General features: G+C 62.3%; 21 protein-coding genes. 15 read left to right on the forward strand and 6 right to left on the reverse strand.

The genetic code is table 11. The features are described from left to right. Nucleotides 1–5 precede the first annotated feature (5 nt). The 5 genes from araD1 to AB4P96_RS14540 all read left to right on the forward strand — a co-directional run bounded on the left by araD1 (nucleotide 6) and on the right by AB4P96_RS14540 (nucleotide 5,193). On the forward strand, nucleotides 6–995 hold the full coding sequence (gene araD1 / locus AB4P96_RS14520; RefSeq protein ID WP_099547905.1) for an AraD1 family protein: 990 nt from the start codon (nucleotides 6–8) through the stop codon (nucleotides 993–995). 10 nt (nucleotides 996–1,005) lie between these two features. After that, nucleotides 1,006–2,586 (forward strand): aldehyde dehydrogenase (NADP(+)), encoded by a 1,581-nt coding sequence (locus AB4P96_RS14525; protein ID WP_395600939.1) that lies wholly within the window; start codon nucleotides 1,006–1,008, stop codon nucleotides 2,584–2,586. A gap of 14 nt (nucleotides 2,587–2,600) precedes the next feature. Continuing rightward, nucleotides 2,601–3,464 (forward strand): SMP-30/gluconolactonase/LRE family protein, encoded by an 864-nt coding sequence (locus AB4P96_RS14530; protein WP_099547903.1) that lies wholly within the window; start codon nucleotides 2,601–2,603, stop codon nucleotides 3,462–3,464. A gap of 37 nt (nucleotides 3,465–3,501) precedes the next feature. Beyond that, the gene (locus AB4P96_RS14535; RefSeq protein WP_017136516.1) at nucleotides 3,502–4,506 is read left to right on the forward strand and encodes a substrate-binding domain-containing protein; all 1,005 of its coding nucleotides are present in this window, start codon (nucleotides 3,502–3,504) and stop codon (nucleotides 4,504–4,506) included. Between the two features lie 501 nt (nucleotides 4,507–5,007). After that, a complete protein-coding gene (locus AB4P96_RS14540) occupies nucleotides 5,008–5,193 on the forward strand; it encodes a hypothetical protein (protein ID WP_395600940.1) in 186 nt (61 codons plus the stop codon). A 422-nt stretch (nucleotides 5,194–5,615) separates the two neighbouring features. Here the strand turns inward: AB4P96_RS14540 and AB4P96_RS14545 are convergent, their stop codons facing one another. Next, nucleotides 5,616–6,764, reverse strand: a complete 1,149-nt coding sequence (locus AB4P96_RS14545; protein WP_017134566.1) for an aldose epimerase family protein — start codon at nucleotides 6,762–6,764, stop codon at nucleotides 5,616–5,618. 138 nt (nucleotides 6,765–6,902) lie between these two features. On the opposite strand from AB4P96_RS14545, the gene AB4P96_RS14550 reads away from it, so the two are divergent. After that, nucleotides 6,903–7,670: an SDR family NAD(P)-dependent oxidoreductase gene (locus AB4P96_RS14550; protein ID WP_017134567.1), complete on the forward strand. Its 768-nt coding sequence runs from the start codon at nucleotides 6,903–6,905 to the stop codon at nucleotides 7,668–7,670. A 5-nt stretch (nucleotides 7,671–7,675) separates the two neighbouring features. Here AB4P96_RS14550 and AB4P96_RS14555 read toward each other — a convergent pair whose 3' ends face one another. The 3 genes from AB4P96_RS14555 to AB4P96_RS14565 all read right to left on the reverse strand — a co-directional run bounded on the left by AB4P96_RS14555 (nucleotide 7,676) and on the right by AB4P96_RS14565 (nucleotide 9,395). Further along, nucleotides 7,676–8,278, reverse strand: coding sequence for a glutathione S-transferase family protein (locus tag AB4P96_RS14555; RefSeq protein WP_017134568.1), 603 nt, complete (start codon nucleotides 8,276–8,278; stop codon nucleotides 7,676–7,678). Nucleotides 8,279–8,307: 29 nt separating this feature from the next. Next, nucleotides 8,308–8,841 carry a G/U mismatch-specific DNA glycosylase gene (gene mug, locus AB4P96_RS14560; RefSeq protein WP_138450835.1) on the reverse strand — a complete coding sequence of 178 codons (534 nt, stop codon included), beginning with the start codon at nucleotides 8,839–8,841 and terminating at the stop codon, nucleotides 8,308–8,310. An 83-nt stretch (nucleotides 8,842–8,924) separates the two neighbouring features. Continuing rightward, a complete protein-coding gene (locus tag AB4P96_RS14565) occupies nucleotides 8,925–9,395 on the reverse strand; it encodes a MarR family winged helix-turn-helix transcriptional regulator (RefSeq protein ID WP_186354821.1) in 471 nt (156 codons plus the stop codon). Nucleotides 9,396–9,670: 275 nt separating this feature from the next. On the opposite strand from AB4P96_RS14565, the gene AB4P96_RS14570 reads away from it, so the two are divergent. Genes AB4P96_RS14570 through yghU form a run of 4 tightly spaced genes read left to right on the forward strand, consistent with a single transcriptional unit; the run spans nucleotide 9,671 to nucleotide 16,298 of the window. After that, the gene (locus tag AB4P96_RS14570) at nucleotides 9,671–12,850 is read left to right on the forward strand and encodes an efflux RND transporter permease subunit (protein WP_395600941.1); all 3,180 of its coding nucleotides are present in this window, start codon (nucleotides 9,671–9,673) and stop codon (nucleotides 12,848–12,850) included. A 1-nt stretch (nucleotide 12,851) separates the two neighbouring features. Next, complete coding sequence (locus AB4P96_RS14575; protein ID WP_017134577.1) at nucleotides 12,852–14,021, forward strand: efflux RND transporter periplasmic adaptor subunit; 1,170 nt, start codon at nucleotides 12,852–12,854, stop codon at nucleotides 14,019–14,021. Continuing rightward, the gene (locus AB4P96_RS14580; protein WP_236459124.1) at nucleotides 14,014–15,459 is read left to right on the forward strand and encodes an efflux transporter outer membrane subunit; all 1,446 of its coding nucleotides are present in this window, start codon (nucleotides 14,014–14,016) and stop codon (nucleotides 15,457–15,459) included. Before AB4P96_RS14575 ends, AB4P96_RS14580 begins: the two co-directional genes overlap by 8 nt. Nucleotides 15,460–15,461: 2 nt before the next feature. Then, nucleotides 15,462–16,298 (forward strand): glutathione-dependent disulfide-bond oxidoreductase, encoded by an 837-nt coding sequence (gene yghU, locus AB4P96_RS14585; RefSeq protein WP_017134579.1) that lies wholly within the window; start codon nucleotides 15,462–15,464, stop codon nucleotides 16,296–16,298. Nucleotides 16,299–16,568: 270 nt separating this feature from the next. Here yghU and AB4P96_RS14590 read toward each other — a convergent pair whose 3' ends face one another. Beyond that, complete coding sequence (locus AB4P96_RS14590; protein WP_395600942.1) at nucleotides 16,569–17,615, reverse strand: LacI family DNA-binding transcriptional regulator; 1,047 nt, start codon at nucleotides 17,613–17,615, stop codon at nucleotides 16,569–16,571. A gap of 161 nt (nucleotides 17,616–17,776) precedes the next feature. Here AB4P96_RS14590 and AB4P96_RS14595 point away from each other — a divergent pair, with 161 nt between their 5' ends. The 5 genes from AB4P96_RS14595 to AB4P96_RS14615 all read left to right on the forward strand — a co-directional run bounded on the left by AB4P96_RS14595 (nucleotide 17,777) and on the right by AB4P96_RS14615 (nucleotide 22,333). Continuing rightward, entirely contained in the window at nucleotides 17,777–18,862 is a 1,086-nt protein-coding gene (locus AB4P96_RS14595; protein ID WP_395600943.1) for a fatty acid desaturase family protein, read from the forward strand. A gap of 115 nt (nucleotides 18,863–18,977) precedes the next feature. Then, on the forward strand, nucleotides 18,978–19,298 hold the full coding sequence (locus AB4P96_RS14600; RefSeq protein WP_017134582.1) for a MocE family 2Fe-2S type ferredoxin: 321 nt from the start codon (nucleotides 18,978–18,980) through the stop codon (nucleotides 19,296–19,298). Nucleotides 19,299–19,300: 2 nt separating this feature from the next. Continuing rightward, nucleotides 19,301–20,500, forward strand: coding sequence for an NAD(P)/FAD-dependent oxidoreductase (locus tag AB4P96_RS14605; RefSeq protein ID WP_017134583.1), 1,200 nt, complete (start codon nucleotides 19,301–19,303; stop codon nucleotides 20,498–20,500). A gap of 1 nt (nucleotide 20,501) precedes the next feature. Next, nucleotides 20,502–21,320: a sugar phosphate isomerase/epimerase gene (locus AB4P96_RS14610; protein WP_017134584.1), complete on the forward strand. Its 819-nt coding sequence runs from the start codon at nucleotides 20,502–20,504 to the stop codon at nucleotides 21,318–21,320. 50 nt (nucleotides 21,321–21,370) lie between these two features. Beyond that, a complete protein-coding gene (locus AB4P96_RS14615; protein ID WP_395600944.1) occupies nucleotides 21,371–22,333 on the forward strand; it encodes a Dyp-type peroxidase in 963 nt (320 codons plus the stop codon). Here the strand turns inward: AB4P96_RS14615 and AB4P96_RS14620 are convergent. After that, nucleotides 22,330–23,202 (reverse strand): undecaprenyl-diphosphate phosphatase, encoded by an 873-nt coding sequence (locus AB4P96_RS14620; RefSeq protein ID WP_099549168.1) that lies wholly within the window; start codon nucleotides 23,200–23,202, stop codon nucleotides 22,330–22,332. The two genes, AB4P96_RS14615 and AB4P96_RS14620, sit on opposite strands and share 4 nt — an antisense overlap. Nucleotides 23,203–23,315: the final 113 nt, after the last annotated feature.

Genomic DNA, 23,315 nt, shown 5'->3' on the forward strand with positions numbered 1-23,315 from the left:
GTTTGATGCGTTTAGTTCAGTTCGAATTGCGTAACGGTGAGCGTCGTGTCGGCGTGGTGCAAGGCAACACACTGCGCGAAGTGCACACCGCGCGCAGTGTGCGTGAGTTGGCGCTGGCCGCCATCGATGCCGGTGTGGGCCTGGCGCAACAGGTCGACAGCCTCGGGCTGGGCGACAGTTACGACTACGCCGCGCTGTTGGCGGACCTCAAAGTCCTGCCGCCGCTCGACCATCCCGACCCCGCGCACATGCTGATCAGCGGCACTGGACTGACGCACCTGGGCAGCGCCTCGGCCCGCGATAAAATGCATCAGGCCGGTGACGACAGTGCCTTGACCGACACCATGCGTATCTTCAAATGGGGCGTGGAAGGCGGCAAACCGCCGGCCGGCCAGGCCGGCGTGCAACCGGAATGGTTCTATAAGGGCGATGGCAATATTGTCGTGCGCCCAGGCCAGGCATTCCCGGTGCCACCCTTTGCTGAAGACGCCGGTGAAGAGCCGGAAATCGGCGGGTTGTACGTGATCGGCCGTGACAGCAAACCCTACCGCCTGGGTTTTGCGGTGGGCAACGAGTTCTCCGACCACGTCATGGAGCGCAAGAATTACCTGTACCTGGCCCATTCCAAGTTGCGCAGTTGCAGCTATGGTCCGGAGTTGCGTGTGGGTGAGTTGCCCGAGCATCTGGCCGGCACCAGCCGCATCCGCCGAGACGGTCAAGTGATATGGGAAAGCGAATTTCTCAGTGGCGAGGCGAACATGTGCCACAGCCTGGAAAACCTCGAGTACCACCATTTCAAATACAGCCAGTTCCTGACCCCGGGCGACGTGCATATTCATTTCTTCGGCACCGCCACCTTGTCATTCGCCGACGGTATACGTACCCAGCCGGGGGATGTGTTCGAGATCAGCCAGGCCGAGTTCGGCGCGCCGCTGGTCAATCGGGTCGGCAGCGCCGAGGCGGCGTTCGCACCTGGCACTGTCATCAGCCTTTAAGGAGATCAGCATGAATCCGTTTCTCGGCCACAACTACATCGGCGGCCAGCGCAGCGCCCAGGGCAGCATCACCCTGAAAAGCGTCGACGCCAGCACCGGCGAGGCCTTGCCTCAGGATTTCTATCAGGCCACGCCCGCCGAGGTGGATGCCGCCGCCAAGGCCGCCGCTGCCGCCTATCCCGCGTACCGGGCATTAAGTGCATCGCGGCGGGCGCAGTTCCTGGAGACGGTGGCTGATGAGCTGGACGCGCTGGGGGATGATTTTATCGAGTTGGTGTGCCGCGAAACGGCATTACCTGCTGCGCGCATCAAAGGCGAGCGCGGGCGCACCAGCGGCCAGATGCGCCTGTTCGCTACGGTATTGCGTCGTGGTGATTTTTACGGCGCGCGTATCGACAGAGCCTTGCCCGACCGCCAACCCCTGCCGCGCCCGGACCTGCGCCAATACCGCATCGGCCTCGGCCCGGTGGCGGTGTTTGGTGCGAGCAACTTTCCCCTGGCATTTTCCACCGCCGGCGGCGACACCGCTGCCGCACTGGCAGCCGGCTGCCCCGTGGTGTTCAAGGCCCACAGTGGGCATATGGCGACGGCCGAGCGGGTGGCCGATGCAATCATCCGGGCGGCCGAGGCTACCGAGATGCCGGCGGGGGTGTTCAACATGATCTTCGGTGGCGGCGTCGGTGAGGCGCTGGTCAAGCACCCGTCGATCCAGGCCGTGGGTTTTACCGGCTCGCTCAAGGGCGGCCGTGCCTTGTGTGATATGGCGGCGGCACGCCCGCAGCCGATCCCGGTATTTGCCGAGATGTCGAGCATCAACCCGGTGATTGTGCTGCCCCAGGCCTTGCACGCCAGGGCCGCGACCATCGCCCGCGACCTCACTGCCTCGGTGGTGCAAGGCTGTGGCCAGTTCTGCACCAACCCTGGCCTGGTGATCGGTATTGCCTCGCCACAGTTCACCGCGTTTACCCAACAGGTGGCGCAACTGATCGGTGAACAGCCGGCGCAAACCATGCTCAATGCCGGCACCCTGGGCAGTTATGGCAAAGGTTTGGAAAAGCTCTTGGCGCACCCTGGCATCCAACACCTGGCGGGCAGCGCTCAAGTGGGCAGTCAGGCGCAGCCGCAGCTGTTCAAGGCCGACGTGCGCTTGCTGATCGACGGTGATGAGGTGTTGCAGGAAGAGGTGTTCGGCCCTGCCACGGTGTTTGTCGAGGTCGCCGATCAGGCCCAGCTCAGCGCGGCCTTGCACGGTCTGCACGGCCAGCTCACCGCGACGCTTATTGCTGAACCGGCCGACCTGCAGCACTTCACTGAACTGACGCCGCTGCTGGAGCAGAAAGTCGGGCGCATCCTGCTCAACGGCTACCCGACCGGCGTGGAAGTGTGTGATTCGATGGTTCACGGCGGGCCGTACCCGGCCACATCCGATGCCCGTGGCACCTCGGTCGGCACCCTGGCCATCGACCGTTTCCTGCGCCCGGTGTGCTTGCAGAATTACCCTGATAGCCTGCTGCCCGACGCGTTGAAAAACGCCAACCCGTTGCGTATCCAGCGGCTGGTGGATGGCACGCCATCGCGCGACCCGCTGTAACACCAGGAGGTTTTATGTCGTGTACCGCAGTCACTGCGCACCGTGCGCAGCTGGGCGAAGGCCCGTTCTGGGACGTGCCGACCCAGGCGCTGTATTGGGTGAATATCGCCGGCAAGCAGGCGCTGCGCCTGATGGGCGGGCAGTTGCAGATCTGGCAGTTGCCCGAGCACGTCTCGGCCTTCATCCCCTGTGAAAGCGGGGATGCACTGGTGACGCTGAGCAGCGGCGTGTACCGGCTGAACCTGGAAACCGAAGCCCTCACGCTGTTGTGCGTGGCCGACCCGCAACCGGGTAACCGTGGCAATGAAGCGCGCTGCGATGCCCAGGGCCGCCTGTGGTTGGGCACCATGCAGAACAACATTGGCGAGCAGGGTGAAGACCTGCCGATTACGCGGCGTTCCGGCGGCCTGTTTCGGATCGATGCCAACGCGCATGTCACGCCGCTGCTGCAAGGGCTGGGCATTCCCAACACCTTGGTGTGGAGCGATGACGGCGCGCACGTGCATTTTGGCGACAGCCTGGACGGCACTTTGTACCGGCATGCGGTCAAGCCAGAGGGTCAGCTCGAGCCTGCCCGGGTCTGGTTCGGCCCGCATGAGCGTGGTGGCCCGGATGGCTCGGCGATGGACGCGGATGGCTATATCTGGAATGCCCGTTGGGATGGCAGTTGCTTGCTGCGCCTGACGCCTGCCGGCGAGGTCGACCGCATTGTCGAGTTGCCCGTGAGCCGCCCCACCAGTTGCGTGTTCGGTGGCCCCAACCTCACCACCCTCTACATCACCAGCGCCGCCAGCCCACTCGATCACCCGCTGGATGGCGCAGTGCTGGCCATCGAGGTCGATGTGCCGGGCACCCCCTGTCACCGCTTTGCCGGATAAACCCAAGACCTGAAAACAATAACAAGGAGTCACCCGTATGAATCGTCGTCGAGGTATGCGTTCCCTGTGCTGCGCCGCTGTGGCGGTGTCGGCCCTGAGCTTGGGCGGTCTGTTGCAGGCCGCTGAAGCCGTGAAGATTGGTTTTTTGGTCAAGCAGGCTGAAGAGCCGTGGTTCCAGACGGAATGGGCGTTTGCCGAAAAAGCCGGCAAGGAGCATGGCTTTACCGTGATCAAGATCGCCGTGCCCGATGGCGAGAAAACCCTCTCGGCCATCGACAGCCTGGCGGCCAACGGCGCCAAGGGCTTTGTGATCTGCCCGCCGGATGTGTCGCTGGGCCCGGCCATCGTTGCCAAGGCAAAGGCCAACGGCCTGAAAGTGATTGCGGTGGATGACCGTTTTGTCGACGCCAAAGGCAACTTCATGGAGGACGTGCCGTACCTGGGCATGGCCGCGTTTGAAGTGGGCCAGAAGCAGGGCGCGGCGATGGCGGCGGAGGCGAAAAAACGCGGTTGGGATTGGAAGGACACCTATGCGGTGATCAATACCTTTAACGAACTGGACACGGGTAAAAAGCGCACTGACGGTTCGGTTAAATCCCTGGAAGATGCTGGTTTTCCTAAAGACCACATTCTGTTCACCGCGGCCAAGACGCTTGATGTACCGGGCAGTATGGACGCCACCAACTCGGCACTGGTCAAGCTGCCCAGCGGTGCCAAGAACCTGATTATCGGCGGTATGAACGACAACACGGTGCTCGGTGGCGTGCGCGCAACCGAAACGGCCGGTTTTGCCGCGGCCAATGTGATTGGTATCGGCATCAATGGTACGGATGCCATTGGCGAACTGAAAAAGGCTGACAGTGGATTTTTCGGTTCGATGCTGCCTAGCCCGCATATCGAGGGCTACAACACGGCGCTGATGATGTATGAGTGGGTCACCAAGGGGACGGAGCCGCCCAAGTACACGGCCATGGACGAGGTGACGCTGATTACACGGGAGAACTTCAAGCAAGAGCTGACGAAGATTGGGTTGTGGCAATGAGGTAGGCTTGGCGGGAGGGGTTGGATCAGACGGAGTACATATCCATTTCTTCGGTAATGGCTACTTATGGTTCCGCCCTTACGGCGGGTCACTTTTGCAAGGAAAAACGCCCCAAAAGTAACCAAAAGGTCTTCGCCCCACCACTCGGCACCTCGCTAATGCTCGGTGTGCCCTCACTCCGGCTTGAATCCGTGGGCCGCCGCGATGGGCCATCCTTGGCCCAGCGCGGCTAACCCGGCGTCCTGCCGGGTTACCCACGGATTCAAGCCTGCGTTCGGCCATCGTGGTTAACGGGGCGCCTCAGATCAAGATCAAGATCTACAGCACGGCGGCCTGAAAGCCGACCTGAGTGGTTAGATCAAAAGCGAAAAGCGGATTTGCATACACTGAAGAGCTGCTTTTCTGTGGGAGCTGGCTTGCCTGCGATGCAGACACCTCGGTACATCAGGCACACCGAGTTGATGCTATCGCAGGCAAGCCAGCTCCCACCTTTGACCGAGTATGGCTCTGCTGTTGCTGTTGCTGTTGCTGTTGCTGTTGCTGTTGCTGTTGCTGTTGCTGTTGCTGTTGCTGTTGCTGTTGCTGTTGCTGTTGCTGTTGCTGTTGCTGTTGCTGTTGCTGTTGCTGTTGCTGTTGCTGTTGCTGTTGCTGTTGCTGTTGCTCCGGCTCTTACATCCTTTTCGATGACGAAGTCAGCGGTCTTTTGATCTGCGCTTTTGATCTTGATCTGAAATCGCCCCGTTAAACACGATGGCCGGAATCTGACAGTGATTTGGGGGGTAAACCGGCAGGGATGCCGGTTTAGCCGCCCCGCGCCATGGATGGCGCGTGGCGGCGGCCCCCCAAATCAGTGTCGGATTGCGGGCATGCCGAGCCACAGCGAGGCACCGAGTGTTGGGGCGAGGACTTTTTGCTTACTTTTTGGTCCTTCAAAAAGTGAGCCGCTGTAAGAGCGGAACCATAGGCCGCCGTTACCGCAGCAACGGATATGTACTCAGCAACCCTGAGCCAGCCCAAGACTTCAAACTGCCCCGGCACTCCCCGGTCACAAGGAAAAACCGGGGTGCCTGTCGCGAGGGCCGGCTCCTGCACCCCGGTTGCACCAACACTCAGTCGGCAGAAAACTTGAGCACAGTGTTCTGGCTATAAGTCTGCCCAGGATTCAACCGAGTCGAAGCAAACTTGGGCTGGTTGGGCGCATCGGGAAAGTGCTGGGTTTCGAGGGTAAAAGCACTCCAGTGCTGATACGTCTTGCCTGCTTTGCCCTTCACCGTGCCATCGAGGAAGTTGCTGGTGTAGAACTGCACCCCAGGCTCGCTGGTGTAGAGCTTCAAACGCCGGCCAGACGCAGGGTCGTGTACTTCGGCGGCGAGTTGCTTGATATCGCCCTGGGTGTCGAGCGCCCAGTTGAAGTCAAACCCGCCTTGTTTCGGCTCGGCAAATTTAAGCTGCGGATGCTCGTCCTTGATGTGCTGGCCGATCGGCGTGGGTTTGAGAAAGTCCATCGGCGTGCCCTTGACCGGTGCCAGCTCGCCGGTCGGAATCAGGGTGGCATTTACCGGTGTGTAATGGCTGGCATGCAAGGTCGCGACCTGCTTGAGAATGTCGCCGTTGCCCGCGCCTGCCAGGTTGAAATAGCTGTGGTTGGTGAGGTTGAGCACGGTGGGTTTGTCGGTGCTGGCTTTGTAGTCGATATGCAGTTCGTTGTTATCGTTGAGGCTGTAGGTGACCTCGGTTTTAAGGTTGCCAGGGAAGCCCATTTCACCGTCCTTGGACAGGTAGCTGAGCTTGACGCCGACCGAGTCCTTGCCCTTGACGGGTTCGGCTTGCCAAACGTGCTTGTCAAACCCCTGGGCGCCGCCGTGCAGCGAATTTGGCCCGTCGTTGAGCGGCACCTGATAGCGCTTGCCATCAAGCTCAAACGCACCGCCCGCCAGGCGGTTGCCGAAGCGCCCGATGGTCGCGCCAAAAAACGCCGTGCCGCTCTGATAGCCCTGCACGTCATCAAAACCCAGTACCACGTCATCGACCTTGCCGTTTTTATCCGGCACGTGCAGTGACTGCAACACGCCGCCGTAGGTGATCACCGTGGCTTGCATGCCGTGGCTGTTGCGCAAGATGTACTGCTCGACGGCGGTGCCGTCATTTGTTTTACCGAAGGGTTTGTGTTCGCTGGTGAGGCCCGCAGCCTGGGCGCCGCCGCTGGCAATCAGCAGGGACAAGGCGAGGCCGGAAAGCAGGTGACGAGGGTGCTTCATGGTCGAACTTCCTTTTGTTGTTTTCAGTGGAATAGTTCTACTAATGTGCGATATTTTGTCGTTGCAGCAGCAGATTTATAGCCTTTTACGGCCTGTTTGCAAAATAAAATAAGACTAATTAAGTGAGGCAACCTTTATATGACCACTCAGCAGGCTGTTTACCCCGACCTTGAGGGTAAGACCGTTCTGGTTTCCGGTGGTGCCTCAGGCATCGGCGAATTCCTGGTGCGCGCGTTCGCCGCGCAGGGCGCCAAGGTGGGTTTTGTGGACCGGGCGCAAAGCCAGGGTGAGCGGCTGGCCGCGCTGCTGCATTCCCAGGGCTACAAGGTTGAGTTCGTGTGTTGCGACATCACCGATGAAATCGCCTATAAAGCGGCGATCGAACGCTTTGAGCACTCGTTGGGGCCGATCACCGTACTGGTCAATAACGCGGCCAACGATGTGCGTCACACCCTGGAAGAAGTCGATTCGGCGATGTTCGACAGGCTGATCGCGGTCAACCTCAAGCACGCGTTCTTTGCTGCCAAGGCCGTGGTGCCGATGATGAAACGCGCTGGTGGCGGGGCGATCATCAACCTGGGCTCGGTGGGGTGGATGATGGCGTCTGCTGGCTACCCGGTGTACGCCGCCAGCAAGGCGGCGGCCCATGGCATGACCCGCGCCCTGGCACGTGAGCTGGGGCCGAACCATATTCGCGTGAATACCCTGGTGCCCGGTTGGGTCATGACCGAAAAACAATTGGCAATGTGGGTCGATGATGCGGCCAAGGAGCTGATCAGCCGCAGCCAGTGCCTGCCCGGCAGCGTACTGCCGGAACACATCGCCAATATGGCGTTGTTTCTCGCCTCCGATGCCTCGGCGATGTGTTCGGCGCAGAACTTTATTGTGGATGGCGGCTGGGTCTAGGCCTGCTACTCGATGGGGTAGCGCTTGAACGCCGGGTGCTGTTCCAGTTGGTCGGCGTGACGTTGCAGGTTAGGGAATGCCTTGGGGTCGAGCACCGACGGCAGTTTGAGTTGGGTGAACGACCACGCGACTGCCGCGGTCAGCGCCGCCTGGGTCAGTGGCGCGTCGGTGGTTTGGGCAAGGTGCTTTTCCAGCAGCGAATAGGCGGCCAACAGTTGACCGGTCACGCGGTCTATCCACGGTTCATGGCGTTTTTCTGCCGGGCGCAGATTGTCCTCATAGACGATCTGCACGGTTTTCTCGCAGGCCGCCAGGGCCAGCCCGAGCAGGTGCAGTTCGTGGGCGCGGGCGCCAGGCGCTTGTGCCAGCAGCTTCTTGTCGGTGGGGGCCTGGGCTTCGAAATAATCCAGGATCAGGCTGGAGTCCATCAGCAAGGTGCCGTCGTCCAGCACCAGGGTCGGCGCCTTGACCACCGGGTTGATCGCGTGGAACTGCTCGAAGGTGCTGAACACCGACACCGACTGATGTTCAAACGCCACGCCGTACAGGTCCAGGGAAATTGCCACGCGGCGTACGTAAGGCGAGTCAAGCATGCCTATCAGTTTCATGAAGCCTCCGTTGCTTTCAGGTGATGGGATCAGGAGATTAAGGGCACATGATTGTCCTGCGCAATGGCCTTGCGCAGTTGCTGATAGGCATCCACTAACTGCTCCAGGTTGAACGCCAAATTGCGCCCGCTGGGGTTGGGCAACACCCATACCGCTGCGCCGCCCAACAACAGCGGCTGCAACCCCCAGGCAACCTCGCGTTGGCCGGACACGGCGCTATAACCGACCTTGCCCAGAAAGGCCACGAAGCGTGGCTGCCAGCGGCGGATTTTTTGCTCAAACGCAACCGCGGCGTCGTTGAATTCATGCCGCGCCAATTCCCCCGCACTCGCCGTCGGACGCTCCACCAGTGTGGTCAGGCCGCAGTGGTAGTCGAGCAAGGTGCGCCCCTCTTCGGGGTGAATTTCATGGGGCGTGAAGCCGGCCAGGTGCAACGTGCGCCAGAAGCGGTTGCTGCGGTTGGCGAAGTGCAGGCCCAAGGCGGCGGAGCCTTTGCCGGGGTTGATGCCGCAGAACACCACGTTCAAGTGCTCGGTGAGGATGTCTTCAAGTCTGTCGCTCATGTCGGGTCTACCTGCAAATGCATCAGCAACCATTGGGTAAAGCTGCGCGCCAGTGGTGCATTTTCACTGTCACGGTGGGTCGCTTAGGCGTCCTTGGCCAACAAGGTGCGGGCAAATTCGTCGGAGGCGATAAAGTCCAGGGTCTGGCGCAGTTGCGCCGCCGCTTCACGGCCGAATGCCTGATCGAAGCGTTCGGCCATTTGCGTGGAAATACGCTTGGCCGCCAGGTGGGTGCGCTTGCCTTGTTCGGTCAGCAGCACGCGCCGGGTACGCCGGTCGAGTTCGTCCACGCGCAGCTCCACCAGGCCGTCACGTACCAGCGGTTTGAGCGTGTGGCCGAGCGCGGACAAATCCATCACCAGGGTTTGTGCCAGCTCGCCCATTTTCGGCGTGCCGGCCTTGGCGATGCGGTTGAGCAGCGCGTATTGCGTGGCTTTGAGCCCGCAGGGCGCGAACGCTTCGTCATAGATCTGGCCCAGGCGGCGCGAGGTGCGGCGCACGGCACCGTTGACGCAGGCGCTGGGGCTCTCGGAGCAAGGCGGGGCAGATTTCAAGGGCAGATACTCTCTGATACAAAACACGACGCGGCTGATTATGCCTGCGCGACCTGTCAGGACAAGGCCTTTCGGACCGAACTGACGTTCCAGATGAAAACTGAGACAGCTTGAAACAAATTAGTTGCGTATGCCACTAAGTTCGATATCGTGGCATATGCCTCTTTGTGACCGGGATGTCGTTACAAAAACCCCAGGACGTGCATGGGGCGAGGCGGGAAAACGGCATGGCGAAGCCTGCTTGATCAAACAATCTCCTGTCTGGATCACCTCCTATGCTCAACCTCGTGCGCATCGCCTTGCTGCGCCCCTATACCTTTGTGGTATTGGCCATTTTCATCCTGATCGTCGGGCCGCTGGCAGCCTGGCGCACGCCGACGGACATCTTCCCGGAAATCCGCATTCCGGTGATTGCGGTGATCTGGCAGTACACCGGTTTGCCGCCAGACCAGATGGCCGGGCGCATCACCTCGCCGTTCGAGCGGGTGCTGACCACCACTGTGAACGACATTCGCCATATCGAAGCGCAGTCGATGAACGGCTACGGGATTGTGAAGATCTTCTTCCAGCCCGGCGTCAACATCAGCACCGCCAACGCCCAGGTGACGTCGGTGTCCCAGGCGATCCTGCGGCAATTGCCGCCCAGCACCGTGCCGCCGCTGGTGCTCAACTACAGCGCCTCCACCGTGCCGATTGTGCAGCTTGCACTCTCTGGGCCGGGGCTGAGCGAACAGCGCTTGGGTGATATCGGCCTGAACCAGGTGCGCCTGATGCTCACCAGCGTGCCCGGCGCAGCACTGCCATACCCGTTTGGCGGCAAGAGCCGGCAGGTACAGATCGACCTCGATTCGGCGCGCATGCAAGCCCGTGGCCTGTCGGCACAGGACGTCGCCACTGCCCTGGCCACGCAGAACCTGATCACCCCGGTAGGCACCCAGAAGATCGGCAGCTACGAATTCAACCTGCAACTGAACAACTCACCGTCGGATTTCCATGACCTGGAAAACCTGCCGATCAAGACCGCCGACGGCACCACCGTGCTGATCCGTGACGTGGCCACCGTGCGCGACGGCAACCCGCCGCAAACCAACATCGTGCATGTGAACGGCAACCGCTCGGTGCTGCTGCCGGTGCTCAAGACCGGTTCGGCGTCGACCTTGGGCGTGATCGCCGGGATCAAGGAAAAGCTTGCCGACAACAAGGCTGCGTTGCCGCCCAACTTGAATATCGATTTGATCGGCGACCAGTCGCTGTTCGTGCGCTCGGCCATCAGCGGCGTGGCCCGTGAAGGCTTGATCGCGGCGGCGCTGACCAGCCTGATGATTTTGCTGTTCCTCGGCAGTTGGCGTTCGACGGTGATCATTGCCACCTCGATTCCATTGGCGATCCTGGCCTCGATTGCCACGCTTTCGGCCCTCGGCGAAACCCTGAATATCATGACCCTCGGCGGCCTGGCGCTGGCCGTGGGCATTCTGGTGGACGACGCCACGGTAACCATCGAAAACATCAACTGGCACCTGGAGCAGGGCAAGCCGGTGCAGACGGCAATCCTCGACGGGGCGGCGCAGATCGTGACGCCGGCGTTTGTCTCGCTGCTGTGTATCTGCATCGTGTTTGTGCCGATGTTCTTCCTTGATGGTGTGGCGCGCTTCCTGTTCGTGCCGATGGCCGAAGCGGTGATCTTTGCCATGATCGCCTCGTTCCTGCTGTCGCGGACCCTGGTGCCGACATTGGCCAACTACCTGCTCAAGCCGCATGTGCATGGCGAGCACGGGCCTGCGCCGTCGCGCAACCCGCTGGTGAATTTCCAGCGCGGTTTCGAGAAGCGTTTTGAAGCCTTTCGCGAGCGTTACCACAGCGTGTTGCACAGCGCCTTGCACCATCGTCGCGCGGTGGTGATTGGCCTGCTGGCGTTTGTCGCCGTGTCGTTTGCACTGGTGCCGTTCCTGGGCCGCAACTTCTTCCCCGAGGTCGATTCCGGGCTGATCCTGTTGCACGTCCGCGCTCCGGTGGGCACACGGGTGGAGAGTAATGCGCACCTGATCGCCGACATCGAAAACGCGATTCGGCGCAAAGTCCCGGCCCAGGAGCTCAAAGCCTTGGTCGACAACATCGGCCTGTCCATCAGCGGTATCAACGTGGTGTACAACAACACCGGCACCGTGGGTTCCCAGGACGCCGATATCCAGATCAGCCTGAACGAGGGCCATCGCCCGACGGCCGAGTACATGCGCCAATTGCGCGAAACCCTGCCACGGGAATTCCCGAGCGCGGTGTTCTCGTTCCCGGCCTCGGACATTGTCGGGCAGATCCTCAACTTCGGGTCTTCGGCACCGATCGATCTGCAAATCACCGGCAATAACCTGGCGGGCAACTTCACCTATGCCAGCGCGTTGCTGCGTGATATTCGCCGGGTGCCGGGGGTGGTGGATGCGCGCATCCAGCAGTCGCGGCAATTGCCGACGTTCAATATCGACGTGGACCGCACCCGTGCGCAGTTGGTCGGCCTCACCGAGCGTGATGTCACCAACAGCCTTGTGGTCAACCTTGCCGGCTCCAGCCAGGTGGCGCCGACGTTCTGGTTGAACCCGGCCAACGGCATTTCCTACCCGATCGTGATGCAAACCCCGCAATACAACCTGGAAAGCCTGGCCGCACTGCACAACTTGCCGCTGAGCGGCAGCAATGGCGCGGCCACCGACCAGACCTTGGGCGGCCTGGCGAATATCCAGCGCAGCCACAGCAGTTCGGTGTTCAGCCAGTCGGATATCCAGCCGGTGGTTGAGGTGCTGACGGCGATTCAGGACCGCGATTTGGGTGGCGTCGCCGCCGATATCCAGAAAATCATCGCGGCCCACGCCGGTGAAGTACCGACCGGCTCCAAGGTGATTTTGCAGGGCCAGGTGCAGACCATGAACGCGGCCTTCAGTGGCTTGCTGTTCGGCCTGTTGGGCGCAGTGGTGCTGATCTATCTGCTGATCGTGGTCAACTTCCAGTCCTGGGCCGACCCGTTTGTGATCATTACCGCGTTGCCGGCGGCATTGGCGGGCATTGTGTGGATGCTGTTTGTCACGCATACGCCGCTGTCGGTGCCCGCCTTGACGGGGGCGATCATGTGCATGGGCGTGGCCACCGCCAACGCCATCCTGGTGGTGAGCTTCTGCCGTGAGCGCCTGGCCGTGCATGGCGATGCCGTGCAGGCCGCGCTGGAGGCCGGTTACACGCGGCTGCGGCCGGTGTTGATGACCGCCATCTCGATGATTATCGGCATGGCGCCCATGGCTTTGGGCCTGGGCGAGGGCGGCGAGCAGAACGCGCCGCTCGGCCGTGCGGTGATCGGCGGGCTGGCGTTTGCCACCATCGCCACGTTGATTCTGGTGCCATTGATTTTCAGTCTGGTCCACGGGCGTCGCCAACACGCCACGCTGGCGACTACCGTTTCCCAAGGGGTTTGACATGTCCGTTTCTATTGCTGAAAAAAAGCCGTCCCGTGGCCTGCTGTGGCTGATCGTGGGCGGGGTGACGGTGGTGGTCATCGTCGGTGTCGGCCTGAGCGTGCGTGCCAGTGAGTCCCGTGACCTCAAGACCTGGACCGACGCCCAGGCACTGCCCAGCGTCAACCTGGTCAAGCCGGTGGTGCAAGCGCAAGGCCCGGTCCTCAACTTGCCGGGGCGCATGGAAGCCTATTCGCGGGCGTCGATCTTTGCCCGGGTCAATGGCTACCTGAAATCCTGGAATGTCGACATCGGCACGCGCGTCAAAGCCGGCCAGGTATTGGCCGAAATCGACACCCCGGAACTCGACCAGCAACTGCTGCAAGCTCGCGCCACTTTGGCCTCGGCCCAGGCCGATGAACACCTGGCCGACACCACCGCCAAGCGCTGGCAAGCGATGCTCGCGACCGACTCGGTGTCGCGCCAGGACGTCGACGAGCGCACCGGCGACCTGACCGCCAAGCAGGCCAAAGTGACGGCGGCCAAAGCCAATGTCGAGCAGTTGGTGGCGACCAAGGGCTTCCAGCATCTGGTCGCGCCGTTTGCCGGTGTGGTCACCGCGCGCAGTACCGACGTGGGCGCGTTGATCAGCGCTGGCGGCACCGCCGGCAAAGAGCTGTTTGCGGTGGCCGAGGTCAGCCGTCTGCGCGTGTATGTGCAGGTGCCGCAGACCTTCTCGCCACAGATTCGCGAAGGCACTACGGCGCGCCTGAGCGTGCCGGAGTATCGCGGCGAAACCTTTACCGGCAAGGTGATCGCCACTGCCGATGCGGTCAACGCCGCGTCCGGCAGCACCTTGGTGCAACTGCTGGTGGACAACCCCGGCGGCCGCCTGCTGCCCGGTGGCTACACCAGCGTGCAGTTTGATTTGCCGGTGCAGGCCGACGTGCTGCGCGTACCGTCCAGTGCCCTGGTGTTCGATGACAAGGGTATGCGCGTCGCCACCCTCGACAGCCAGGACCATGTGCACTTCAAGACCGTCACCATCGCCCGTGACTTTGGCGACAGCGTGGAGATCGCCAGCGGCCTGCAAGCGGCTGACCGCGTGATCGATACGCCGCCGGATGGCCTGGCCGATGATGATTCGGTGCAATTGGCTGCCGCTTCCGTCGAGGCCAAACCCCATGGCTAAGCGCAACCTGCTGGGCCTGCTCGCCACCTTGAGCCTGGGTGCCTGCTCGTTGGCGCCGCCGCTTGAAGTGCCGCAAACACCTGTCGCCGCGCAGTTTCACACCCAAGGCCCGTGGACGGTCGGCGCGCCCGACGACCAGGCCAACCGAGACGGCTGGTGGCGCATCTACAACGACCCGCAGCTGGATGCGATGCAGCAGCAGTTGCTGAAAAACAACCCGGACCTGAGCGCGGCACTCGCGCATTACCAGCAGTCCCAGGGGTTCCTGGCCCAGGACCGTTCGGGGCTGTTCCCCAAGCTCTCGGCCATCGGCAGCGGCCAGCGTATTCGCCAGTCGGGCACCAAACCGCTGCGCTCGGCCACCTCGCCGGACGTCTATAACTCCGCGACATTGGGCCTGGAGGTGGATTATGAAGTCGACCTGTGGGGCCGCGTGCGCGACACGGTTGCGGCCGGCACCAGTGACTCGGAGGCGGCCAGGGCCGACCTGGCGTCGGTACGCCTGAGCCTGCAAGCGCAATTGGCTGACAGTTACATCCGCCTGCGCGGTATCGACTGGCAGAACCAACTGCTGGAACAGACCCGCGACGCCTACACCAAAGCCCTTAGCCTGACCGAAGGCTTGCACGGCGGCGGGATCGTGTCCGGGCTGGACGTGGCGCGGGCGCGCACGCAGCTGTCGACGGTCAAGTCGCAATTGAACCAGAGCCTGGTGCAACGGGCGGTGTTGGAGCATTCGATTGCGGCGATGCTGGGGGAGTCCGCCTCAACCTATACCGTCGCCGTGAATGTGGCGCCGATTGCCTTGCCCAACGTGCCCACGGGCGTGCCGTCGAGCCTGCTGCAACGCCGCCCGGATATTGCCGCTGCCGAGCGTCGCATCGCGTCGGCCAATGCGCGGATCGGCGTGGCCAAGGCCGCATGGTTCCCGCAGATCACCTTGAGCGCCCAGGGCGGCTATCAGAGTGACGAGTTTGCCCGTTTGCTCAGCGCACCCAACCTGTTCTGGGCCATCGGCCCGTCGCTGGTCGGCACAATCTTTGATGGCGGCGCGCGCCAGGCCCAGGTGGATATTGCCAAGGCCGCCACTGACGAAGCCGCGGCTAAATACCGCGGCGTGGTGCTGGGCGCTTTCGAGCAAGTGGAAGACAACCTGTCGCAGATCGCGGGCCTGGGCAGTGCCCTGGATGACCAGCGTGACGCGGCCGCTGCCGCGCAATACGCCGAAGACCTGTCGACCTCGCGTTATCGCCAGGGCGCCGTGGCCTATCTGGATGTGGTCACCGCCCAAGTGGCTGCGCTGGAAGCCAAGCGCAGTGTGCTGCAACTGCAAACCCAGCAATTAAGCGCTAATGTGGGCCTGATCAAGGCGCTGGGCGGCGGATGGAACGTGGCCCAACTGGCTGCATCGAACAGTACTCAAATCAAGGAGAAGTGAGCATGACCGACTACCTACCCCCGAAGGTGTGGACCTGGGACACCGAAAGTGGCGGCACTTTCGCCAGCATCAACCGACCCATTGCCGGTGCGACCCATGACAAAGCACTGCCGGTCGGCAAACACCCGTTGCAGCTGTATTCCCTGGCCACGCCGAATGGGCAGAAGGTCACCATCCTGCTCGAAGAGCTGCTGGCCCTGGGGCACAGCGGCGCGGAATATGACGCGTGGCTGATCAAGATCGGCGATGGCGACCAGTTCGGCAGCGGCTTTGTGGCAGTCAACCCCAACTCCAAGATCCCGGCGTTGATGGACCACAGTGGTGACACGCCGATTCGCGTATTCGAGTCGGGTGCGATCCTGCACTACCTGGCCGAGAAATTTGGCGCGTTCTTCCCCACCGAGCCTGCTGCGCGGGCTGAGTGTTTGTCGTGGCTGTTCTGGCAGATGGGCAGCGCGCCGTACCTGGGCGGCGGCTTCGGGCATTTTTACGCCTATGCGCCGAGCAAGATGGAATACCCGATCAATCGCTTCGCCATGGAAACCAAGCGTCAACTGGACGTGCTCGACCAGCGCCTGGCGGTGAGTAAGTACATTGCCGGCGATGAGTACACCATTGCCGATATTGCGATCTGGCCGTGGTATGGCGGCTTGGTCAAAGGCCGTTTGTACGGCGCGTCAGCGGAGTTTTTGTCGGTGCACGAGTACAAGCACGTGCTGCGCTGGGCCGAGGCGATTGAAGCACGTCCGGCGGTGCAGCGTGGGCGGCGGGTGAATCGGGTGTCCGGGGCACCTGAGGAGCAACTGGCTGAGCGCCACGACGCCACCGATCTGGACTGAAACCCGGGCAAATTGTGGGAGCTGGCTTGCCTGCGATGACGGAGTGTCAGTCGATAAATTTGCAACTGACCCACCGCTATCGCGGGCAAGCCCGCTCCCACCTTTGGACCTCCATATTCTTCCAAACTATTTGTAGCGCTGCTCGAACTGCACCCACACGTTGCGCTGGCCGAGGCGGTTGAAATACACCGATTTTGGACTGAAACTCGATCAAACTGTGGGAGCTGGCTTGCCTGCGATTGCGGTGGGCCAGTTTTTGATCGTTGTGTATCAGTTGGACAGGTTCTCCGAGGTCACGATCTGCGGTGGGATATGCACTCTGTGCCGCAGTGGATCGAAGGCCTCGGCGGCCTGCAACTCCACCAGTAATTCGATCAGCGCGGTCGCCGTCTGCCGAGGCTGCGAGTCCATCACCACATCAATCAAACCTCGGCTCAGCGCCTCACGCGACAACGCGGTGGACTCCTGCAAAATGCAGCACAGCGCCGGCCGTTTGGGCAGCTGCGCCAGGGCATTGATCACGCCGTCACCGCCGCCGCCCACCACGCACAGGCCGCGCAGGTCGGTGTGGCGGGTGAGCAGGTCGAGGGTGGCTTCTTCAGTGATGTCGCTGTTGTCCAGGTTGATCAGCGGTTCCAGCGGCTTGAGCCCCGGCGCATGCTCGGCCAGGTAACTGTGCAAGCCTTCAACCCGCGCCTGGTGGCCGAGAAAGCGATGGCCGCCCAACAGGATGCCGACGCTGCCTTTGCGTGCGCCGCAGGTGCGCGCCAGCAGCCAGCCCATGGTGCGCCCGACCACGTGGTTATCCTGGCCCACATACGGCTCCAAGGCTTGTTCGTGGATATCCGAGAGCAGCGCAACCACCGGCACGCCGGCTTCGCGCACTTGCGCCAGTGTGGCGTTGATCAACGGGTGGGCGAAGCTGACGACGGCGAGCGCGTCGCATTGCACCGCCAGTTGCTCGATTTGCGTAGCGATGGCACTGGGCGTGCGGTCGAGAATGTAGTCGAACTGGCAGGTCAGGTTGGCTGTAGCGTGCTGCTGCGCGGCCGTGCTGATCGACTGCGCCAGGTTGGCGTAAAACGCTTGGGCGGTGCCCAGCAGCAGGATGCCGAAACGGTAGGTGGGGCGCCGCTCACGAATGCGTTGGCCGATCAGCCGTGCGGCAAAATAACCCACGGCTTCGGCGGCCTGGAATACTTGCTCGGCGGTCTGCGGATTCACCGGCGCACGGGCGTTGAGTACGCGGTCGACGGTGGCCACACTCAAGCCTGCCTGGGCGGCGACAGTGGCGATGGTCGGGCGTTTATTATTCATGACAGGCCTCTCAAGCGTCTTGATAGAAAACTATCAAGCCTCGCTGGGCCTGGATGATAGCTTGATAGGGAATGGATTCAAGGCCTTGAGGCGGATTTATCCGCGCTCTATGGTTGGTTCGCAAAGCACCTGTTACCCAACGCTTGCGGAGAACAATAACAATGCCTGAACACACGCCTCACCGCGCCCGGCGCGACTACAGCCTCACCGGTCCGGAAGCTGCCCGCGCCGCAGAGAAGGGGCTGGTCTCGGCCAGTTGGTATCAATCGCCGATCTCGCGCAAACGCATGAAAGAACTGATGCAGCGCCTCGACGGCCCGGCGTTGCTCGATACGGCCCTGTGGGTGTCGGCGCTGCTGGTTACGGGTTTTGGCGGCTACTGGTTCTGGGGCTCGTGGGCCTGCGTGCCGTTCTTTATGGCTTACGGCGTGCTCTACGGCACCGCGTCCAACCCGCGTTGGCATGAGACCGGCCACGGCACCGCCTTCAAGACCCGCTGGATGAATGATGGGCTGTACCAAGTGGCGAGTTTCATGTGCATTTTCGAGCCGCATGTATGGCGCTGGAGCCATGCGCGGCACCACACCGACACCATCGTGGTCGGGCGTGACCCGGAGATCGTCGAGCCGCGCCCGCCGAGCCTGTTGATGATGGGCCTGAGCCTGTTCAACCTGCCGCTGGCCTGGAAAACCTTCAGCGGCGTGGCGCGCCATGCGATCGGCAAGATGAGCGCCCAGGAACAGGACTTTATCCCCGAGTCCGAATGGCCCAAGGTGTTCCGCGCTGCGCGGATCTGGGTCGGCATTTATGCGCTGGTGATCGGCACCGCGTTGTACCTGCACAGCTGGCTGCCACTGATGCTGGTCGGCCTGCCGAGCCTGTATGGCGCCTGGCTCGGCTACCTGTTCGGCCTCACCCAGCATGTGGGCCTGGCCGAGGATGTGCTGGACCATCGCAGCAACTGCCGCACCATCTACATGAATCGCGTGCTGCGCTTTATCTACATGGACATGAACTACCACCTCGAACACCACATGTACCCGATGGTGCCGTACCACGCCTTGGCGCAACTGCACGAAGAGATCCGCAGCGACTGCCCGCCGCCGTACGCGAATATTCTTGAGGCGTACAAGGAAATCCTGCCGACGATCTGGAAGCAGCGCAGCGATCCGACCTACTTCGTGCAGCGCCCCACTCACAGTGGCGAGCGAGCTTGCTCGCGCTGGGCTGCGCAGCAGCCCCAATAAAAACCACCGCATTCTTTCAGACAATACTCGACTGCCGACCTTGGGGCCGCTTCGCAGCCCGGCGCGAGCAAGCTCGCTCGCCACTAGGAAGGCCATGCATAGAGAGAACAACGCCATGAACGATCAATGGATCGACGTCTGCGCCGTGGGCGAGATAGACGAAGAAGACGTGCTGCGCTTCGACCATGGGCCGCACACTTACGCGGTGTATCGCTCGGCCGAGAACGAGTTTTTTGCCACTGCCGGCCTGTGCACCCACGAGAAAATCCACCTGGCCGACGGCCTGGTGATGGACCACGTGATCGAGTGCCCCAAGCACAACGGGCGCTTTGATTACCGCTCCGGCAAGGCCCTCGGCGCGCCAGTGTGCGTCAACCTCAAGACCTACCCGGTGCGAGTCGAAGCGGGGCGGGTTCTGCTCGCCGTGACGGCGTGAGCATGAACGCCCCCCTGATCATCGTCGGCGCCGGCCATGCCGGTGGCCGTGCGGCGCTGACCTTGCGCGAAGAAGGCTACACCGGGCGCCTGATCCTGATCGGCGATGAACCGCACTTGCCCTACGAGCGCCCGCCATTATCCAAGGGCTTGCTGCAAGGCAGCACGGACCTGGCGGGTTGCAGCCTGTGTGACGGCCAGCGCATGGAGGCGCTGGGCATCGAACATATCGTCGGCAACCCGGTTACGCGCCTGGAGCCGCACCAGCACCGGCTGCAACTGGCTGACGGCCAATGGCTGGACTTTGCCGGTGTGCTGCTGGCCACCGGCGGCCGGGCGCGACGCTGGCCTGTGGAGCAGGCGAACGTGCTTTACCTGCGCACCCATGATGAGGCGCTGGCCCTGCGCGACGCCTTGCGCCCCGGCACGCGGCTGGTGGTGGTCGGCGGTGGTTTTATCGGCCTGGAAGTGGCGTCGACCGCGCGCGGCCTGGGCTGCCAGGTCACGGTGCTTGAAGCTGGCCCACGCTTGGCGGGCCGGGTGTTGCCGCCGGTGATCAGCGCAGCGCTGCTGAATTTGCACCGCCAGCAAGGCGTTGAGGTGCGCTTGAATGTGGCACTCGAATCCATCGACGCCGACGCGGTGCAACTGGTCGATGGGCAGCGCTTGCCGTGTGATCGGGTGGTGGTCGGCATTGGCATGCAACCCAATCTCGAACTGGCTGCAGCGGCGGGGCTGGAAGTGGGGCAGGGCATTCGCGTCGATGCGCAACTGCGCACCAGTGCGCCGAACATTTATGCGGCGGGCGATGTGTGTGAGTTTCGCCTGGGTGGCCTGTATCAACGCCAGGAAACCTGGCGCAATGCCGAAGCCCAAGGCCGTCACGCCGCCCTGAATATGCTGGGCCGGGAGTTGCCGTTCGAGGCGCTGCCGGGTTTCTGGTCCGACCAGTACGACTGGGGCTTGCAGACCGTTGGCGTGATGACCCCGCTGACGGTCAGCCGCGCACTGCCGAGCGGTGGTTTGCTGTTGTTCCACCTGGATACCGACGGGCATTTGCAAGGCGCTTGCGGCTGGGCGCTCGGCAATGGCGTGGCCAAGGACATCAAGCTGTGCGAACGCTTGATCAGCGCGTGCATTGCACTCAATACGGCCGACCTGGCCGACCCGGATGTTTCCCTTAAACATTTGCTGCGAGGCTGATATGCGCCAATTGCTGGTGTTCCAATCCCTCTGGGCCATGCAGACCGAACCCGGGCCGCTGGAAGCTCAGCTCGATCGCATCGCCGCCGCCGGCTTCGACGGCATCACCGATCATTACTGGAAACCCGCCGAGGTCGCGCGCCTGCACGCTGCCGCCAGCGCCAGGGGCTTGCAGATCGAAGGCCAACTGTTCCCGCAATCGGTGGATGACCTGGCCGCCGTGCTGGATGTGATCAGCCGCTACGGCTGCCACCACCTCACCCTGCAGGCCGATGTGCGCCCGCGCACGCTGGCCGAGGCGGCCCGCCTGGTCGAAGGCTGGCAGCGCCTGGCCGAACAGGTGGACTTTCCGATCCTGCTGGAAACCCATCGCTACCGCCTTACCAACGACCTGCTGTTTACCCTCGCCCTGCTCGCACAGATGCCCGACCTGAAACTGCTCGCCGACCTGTCCCATTACGTCGTCGGCCGGGAGTTACCGGAACCGGGCGCGTTCGAGGACGACGAGCAGATACGCACGATATTGCGCCACAGCTGGGGCTTTCACGGGCGAGTGGCCAGCAGTGAACAGGTGCAGGTCTCTGTGGGTTTCCCCCAACACCAGGCCTGGGTAGAACGCTTTACCGGTTGGTGGCGCTACGGGATTGAAGACTGGCTGGCCCGGCCCGATGCGCCCAATAGCCTGTCGTTCACCTGTGAGCTGGGCCCGCCGCCCTATGCAATCACGGATGCAAACGGCGGTGAAATCAGCGACCGCTGGGCCGAGGCGCTGAAGCTGAAGACCCTGATTCGCCAGGTGTGGGAGAGCTGCCAGCGATGATCTGCTAATCTGCGCGGGTTAAAACCGCCCTTAGCCTGTGGACTTTCATCATGAAGACTTGCCCTGTTCAGCCACCTCTTGAGCCGCAGTCCGTCTGCCATCCCATCACCAGCAGCGCGATCTTCATGGTTGCAACCGTCGCTCCCGGCAGTGAAGACCAGGTGCGCGCCTGGTGCGGCGATATCGCCGGGCTGGTGCGTTCGGTGGGCAAGCGCGTGCCGGCGGGCAACCTGACCTGCGTCTGCGGGTTCGGCTCGGATGCCTGGAGCCGGCTGTTCGGCGGGCCACGCCCGGCGGCCTTGCACCCGTTTCGCGAGTTCGGCGTGCCAGGGCGCATGGCGCCGTCGACGCCCGGCGATATCCTGCTGCATATCCGCGCCGAGCAGATGGACCTGTGCTTCGAATTGGCCACGCAGTTGATGGTGGCCCTGGGCGACAGCGTCAAGGTGGTGGATGAGGTCCAGGGTTTCCGTTACTTCGATATGCGCAGCATCATCGGTTTTGTCGACGGCACCGAGAACCCGGTGGGGCGCAAGGCCGTCGGCTTTACCATCGTCGGCGATGAAGACGCGGAATTTGAAGGCGGCAGCTACGTGCTGGTGCAGAAGTACCTGCACAACATGAGCGCCTGGAACGAGCTGACGGTGGAAGCGCAGGAGAAAGTGATCGGGCGTACCAAACTGGCCGACATCGAGCTGGATGAAGAGACCAAACCGAGCAACTCCCACAGCGCCCTGACCGTGATCACCGACCAAAACGGCGAAGAAGTAAAAATCCTGCGCGACAACATGCCCTTTGGCCGCCCAGGCGCCGGCGAGTTCGGCACCTACTTTATCGGCTACGCGCGCTCGCCGCAGCCCTTGGAGTTGATGCTGGAAAACATGTTCGTCGGCCGCCCGGTCGGCAACTACGACCGCTTGCTGGACTTCAGTACCGCCGTGACCGGCGGCCTGTTTTTTGTGCCTTCGGCCGATTTGCTTGAAGAGCTGGCCGACCGTCAACCGGGGTCTTAACTGAGCAACCCGGTGCTGACCGCCACAATCAAGAAGACTCCCAGCAGCGCGCGATAAATCACAAACGGCCAGGTGGAGAACCGCTCCAGGAACTTCATCAGGCCCCAGATCGCGAAGAACGCCGAGATACTTGCCACCACCAGGCCGAAGAGCAAATGCGGCCAGGCGTGGGCGGGCATGTCGGCGTGCAGCAGCACCCACAGCTCTTTCAAACCGGCCAGCGCGATGGCGGGCAGGCCCAGCAGGAATGAAAAGCGCGCGGCTTCTTCACGCTTGAAGTTGAGGAACAGCGCAGCGGTCAGCGTCGAACCCGAGCGCGATACGCCGGGGATCAATGCGCCGATCTGCGCAACCCCGACAATCAGTGCATCGCGCAGGCGCATCTGGCCCATGTCCCGGGTGTGGCGTGCACGCACTTCGGCCACTGCCAGCAGTACCGCCATCACCACACAGGAAATCCCGATCACCATCAGGCCGCGCAACGGCGAGTTGCAGCTGTTGAGGGTCGAGGACAAGGCCAGGCCGGCAATGCCGATGGGGATGGTCGCCAGCACAATCGCCACCGCCAGCTTGAACCACGGGTCGTTGTAGTCGCCCCGGCGTACCGCACCGATGCTGCCCGTGGTGACCTGGCGCACATCGCGCCAGAAATAACTGACCACCGCCGCCAGCGCCGCCAACTGCATCGCCGCCGAAAACGCCGAGCCGGGGTCTTGCCAGCCGAGCAGGGCGGGCACCACACGCATGTGGGCGGTGGACGACACCGGCAGCAGCTCGGTAATGCCCTGGATCACACCCAGGATGAAAATCTGCAGGTAATCCAGGGAGGCAAAGCCCACATCCAGGCCGGCGGAACAGACGTTGGTCAAAATAGAGGTCCTTGAGGAAAAGGTCGAAGCTGACGAAGTTTATTCTAAATGTTTCAGGAGTTTCGGTTGGACGGGGCAAATCCGCAATCGGTTCAGCAAACAGAAAGGTTATG

Source organism: Pseudomonas sp. B19125 (assembly GCF_044218855.1).
GTDB lineage: Bacteria > Pseudomonadota > Gammaproteobacteria > Pseudomonadales > Pseudomonadaceae > Aquipseudomonas > Aquipseudomonas edaphica.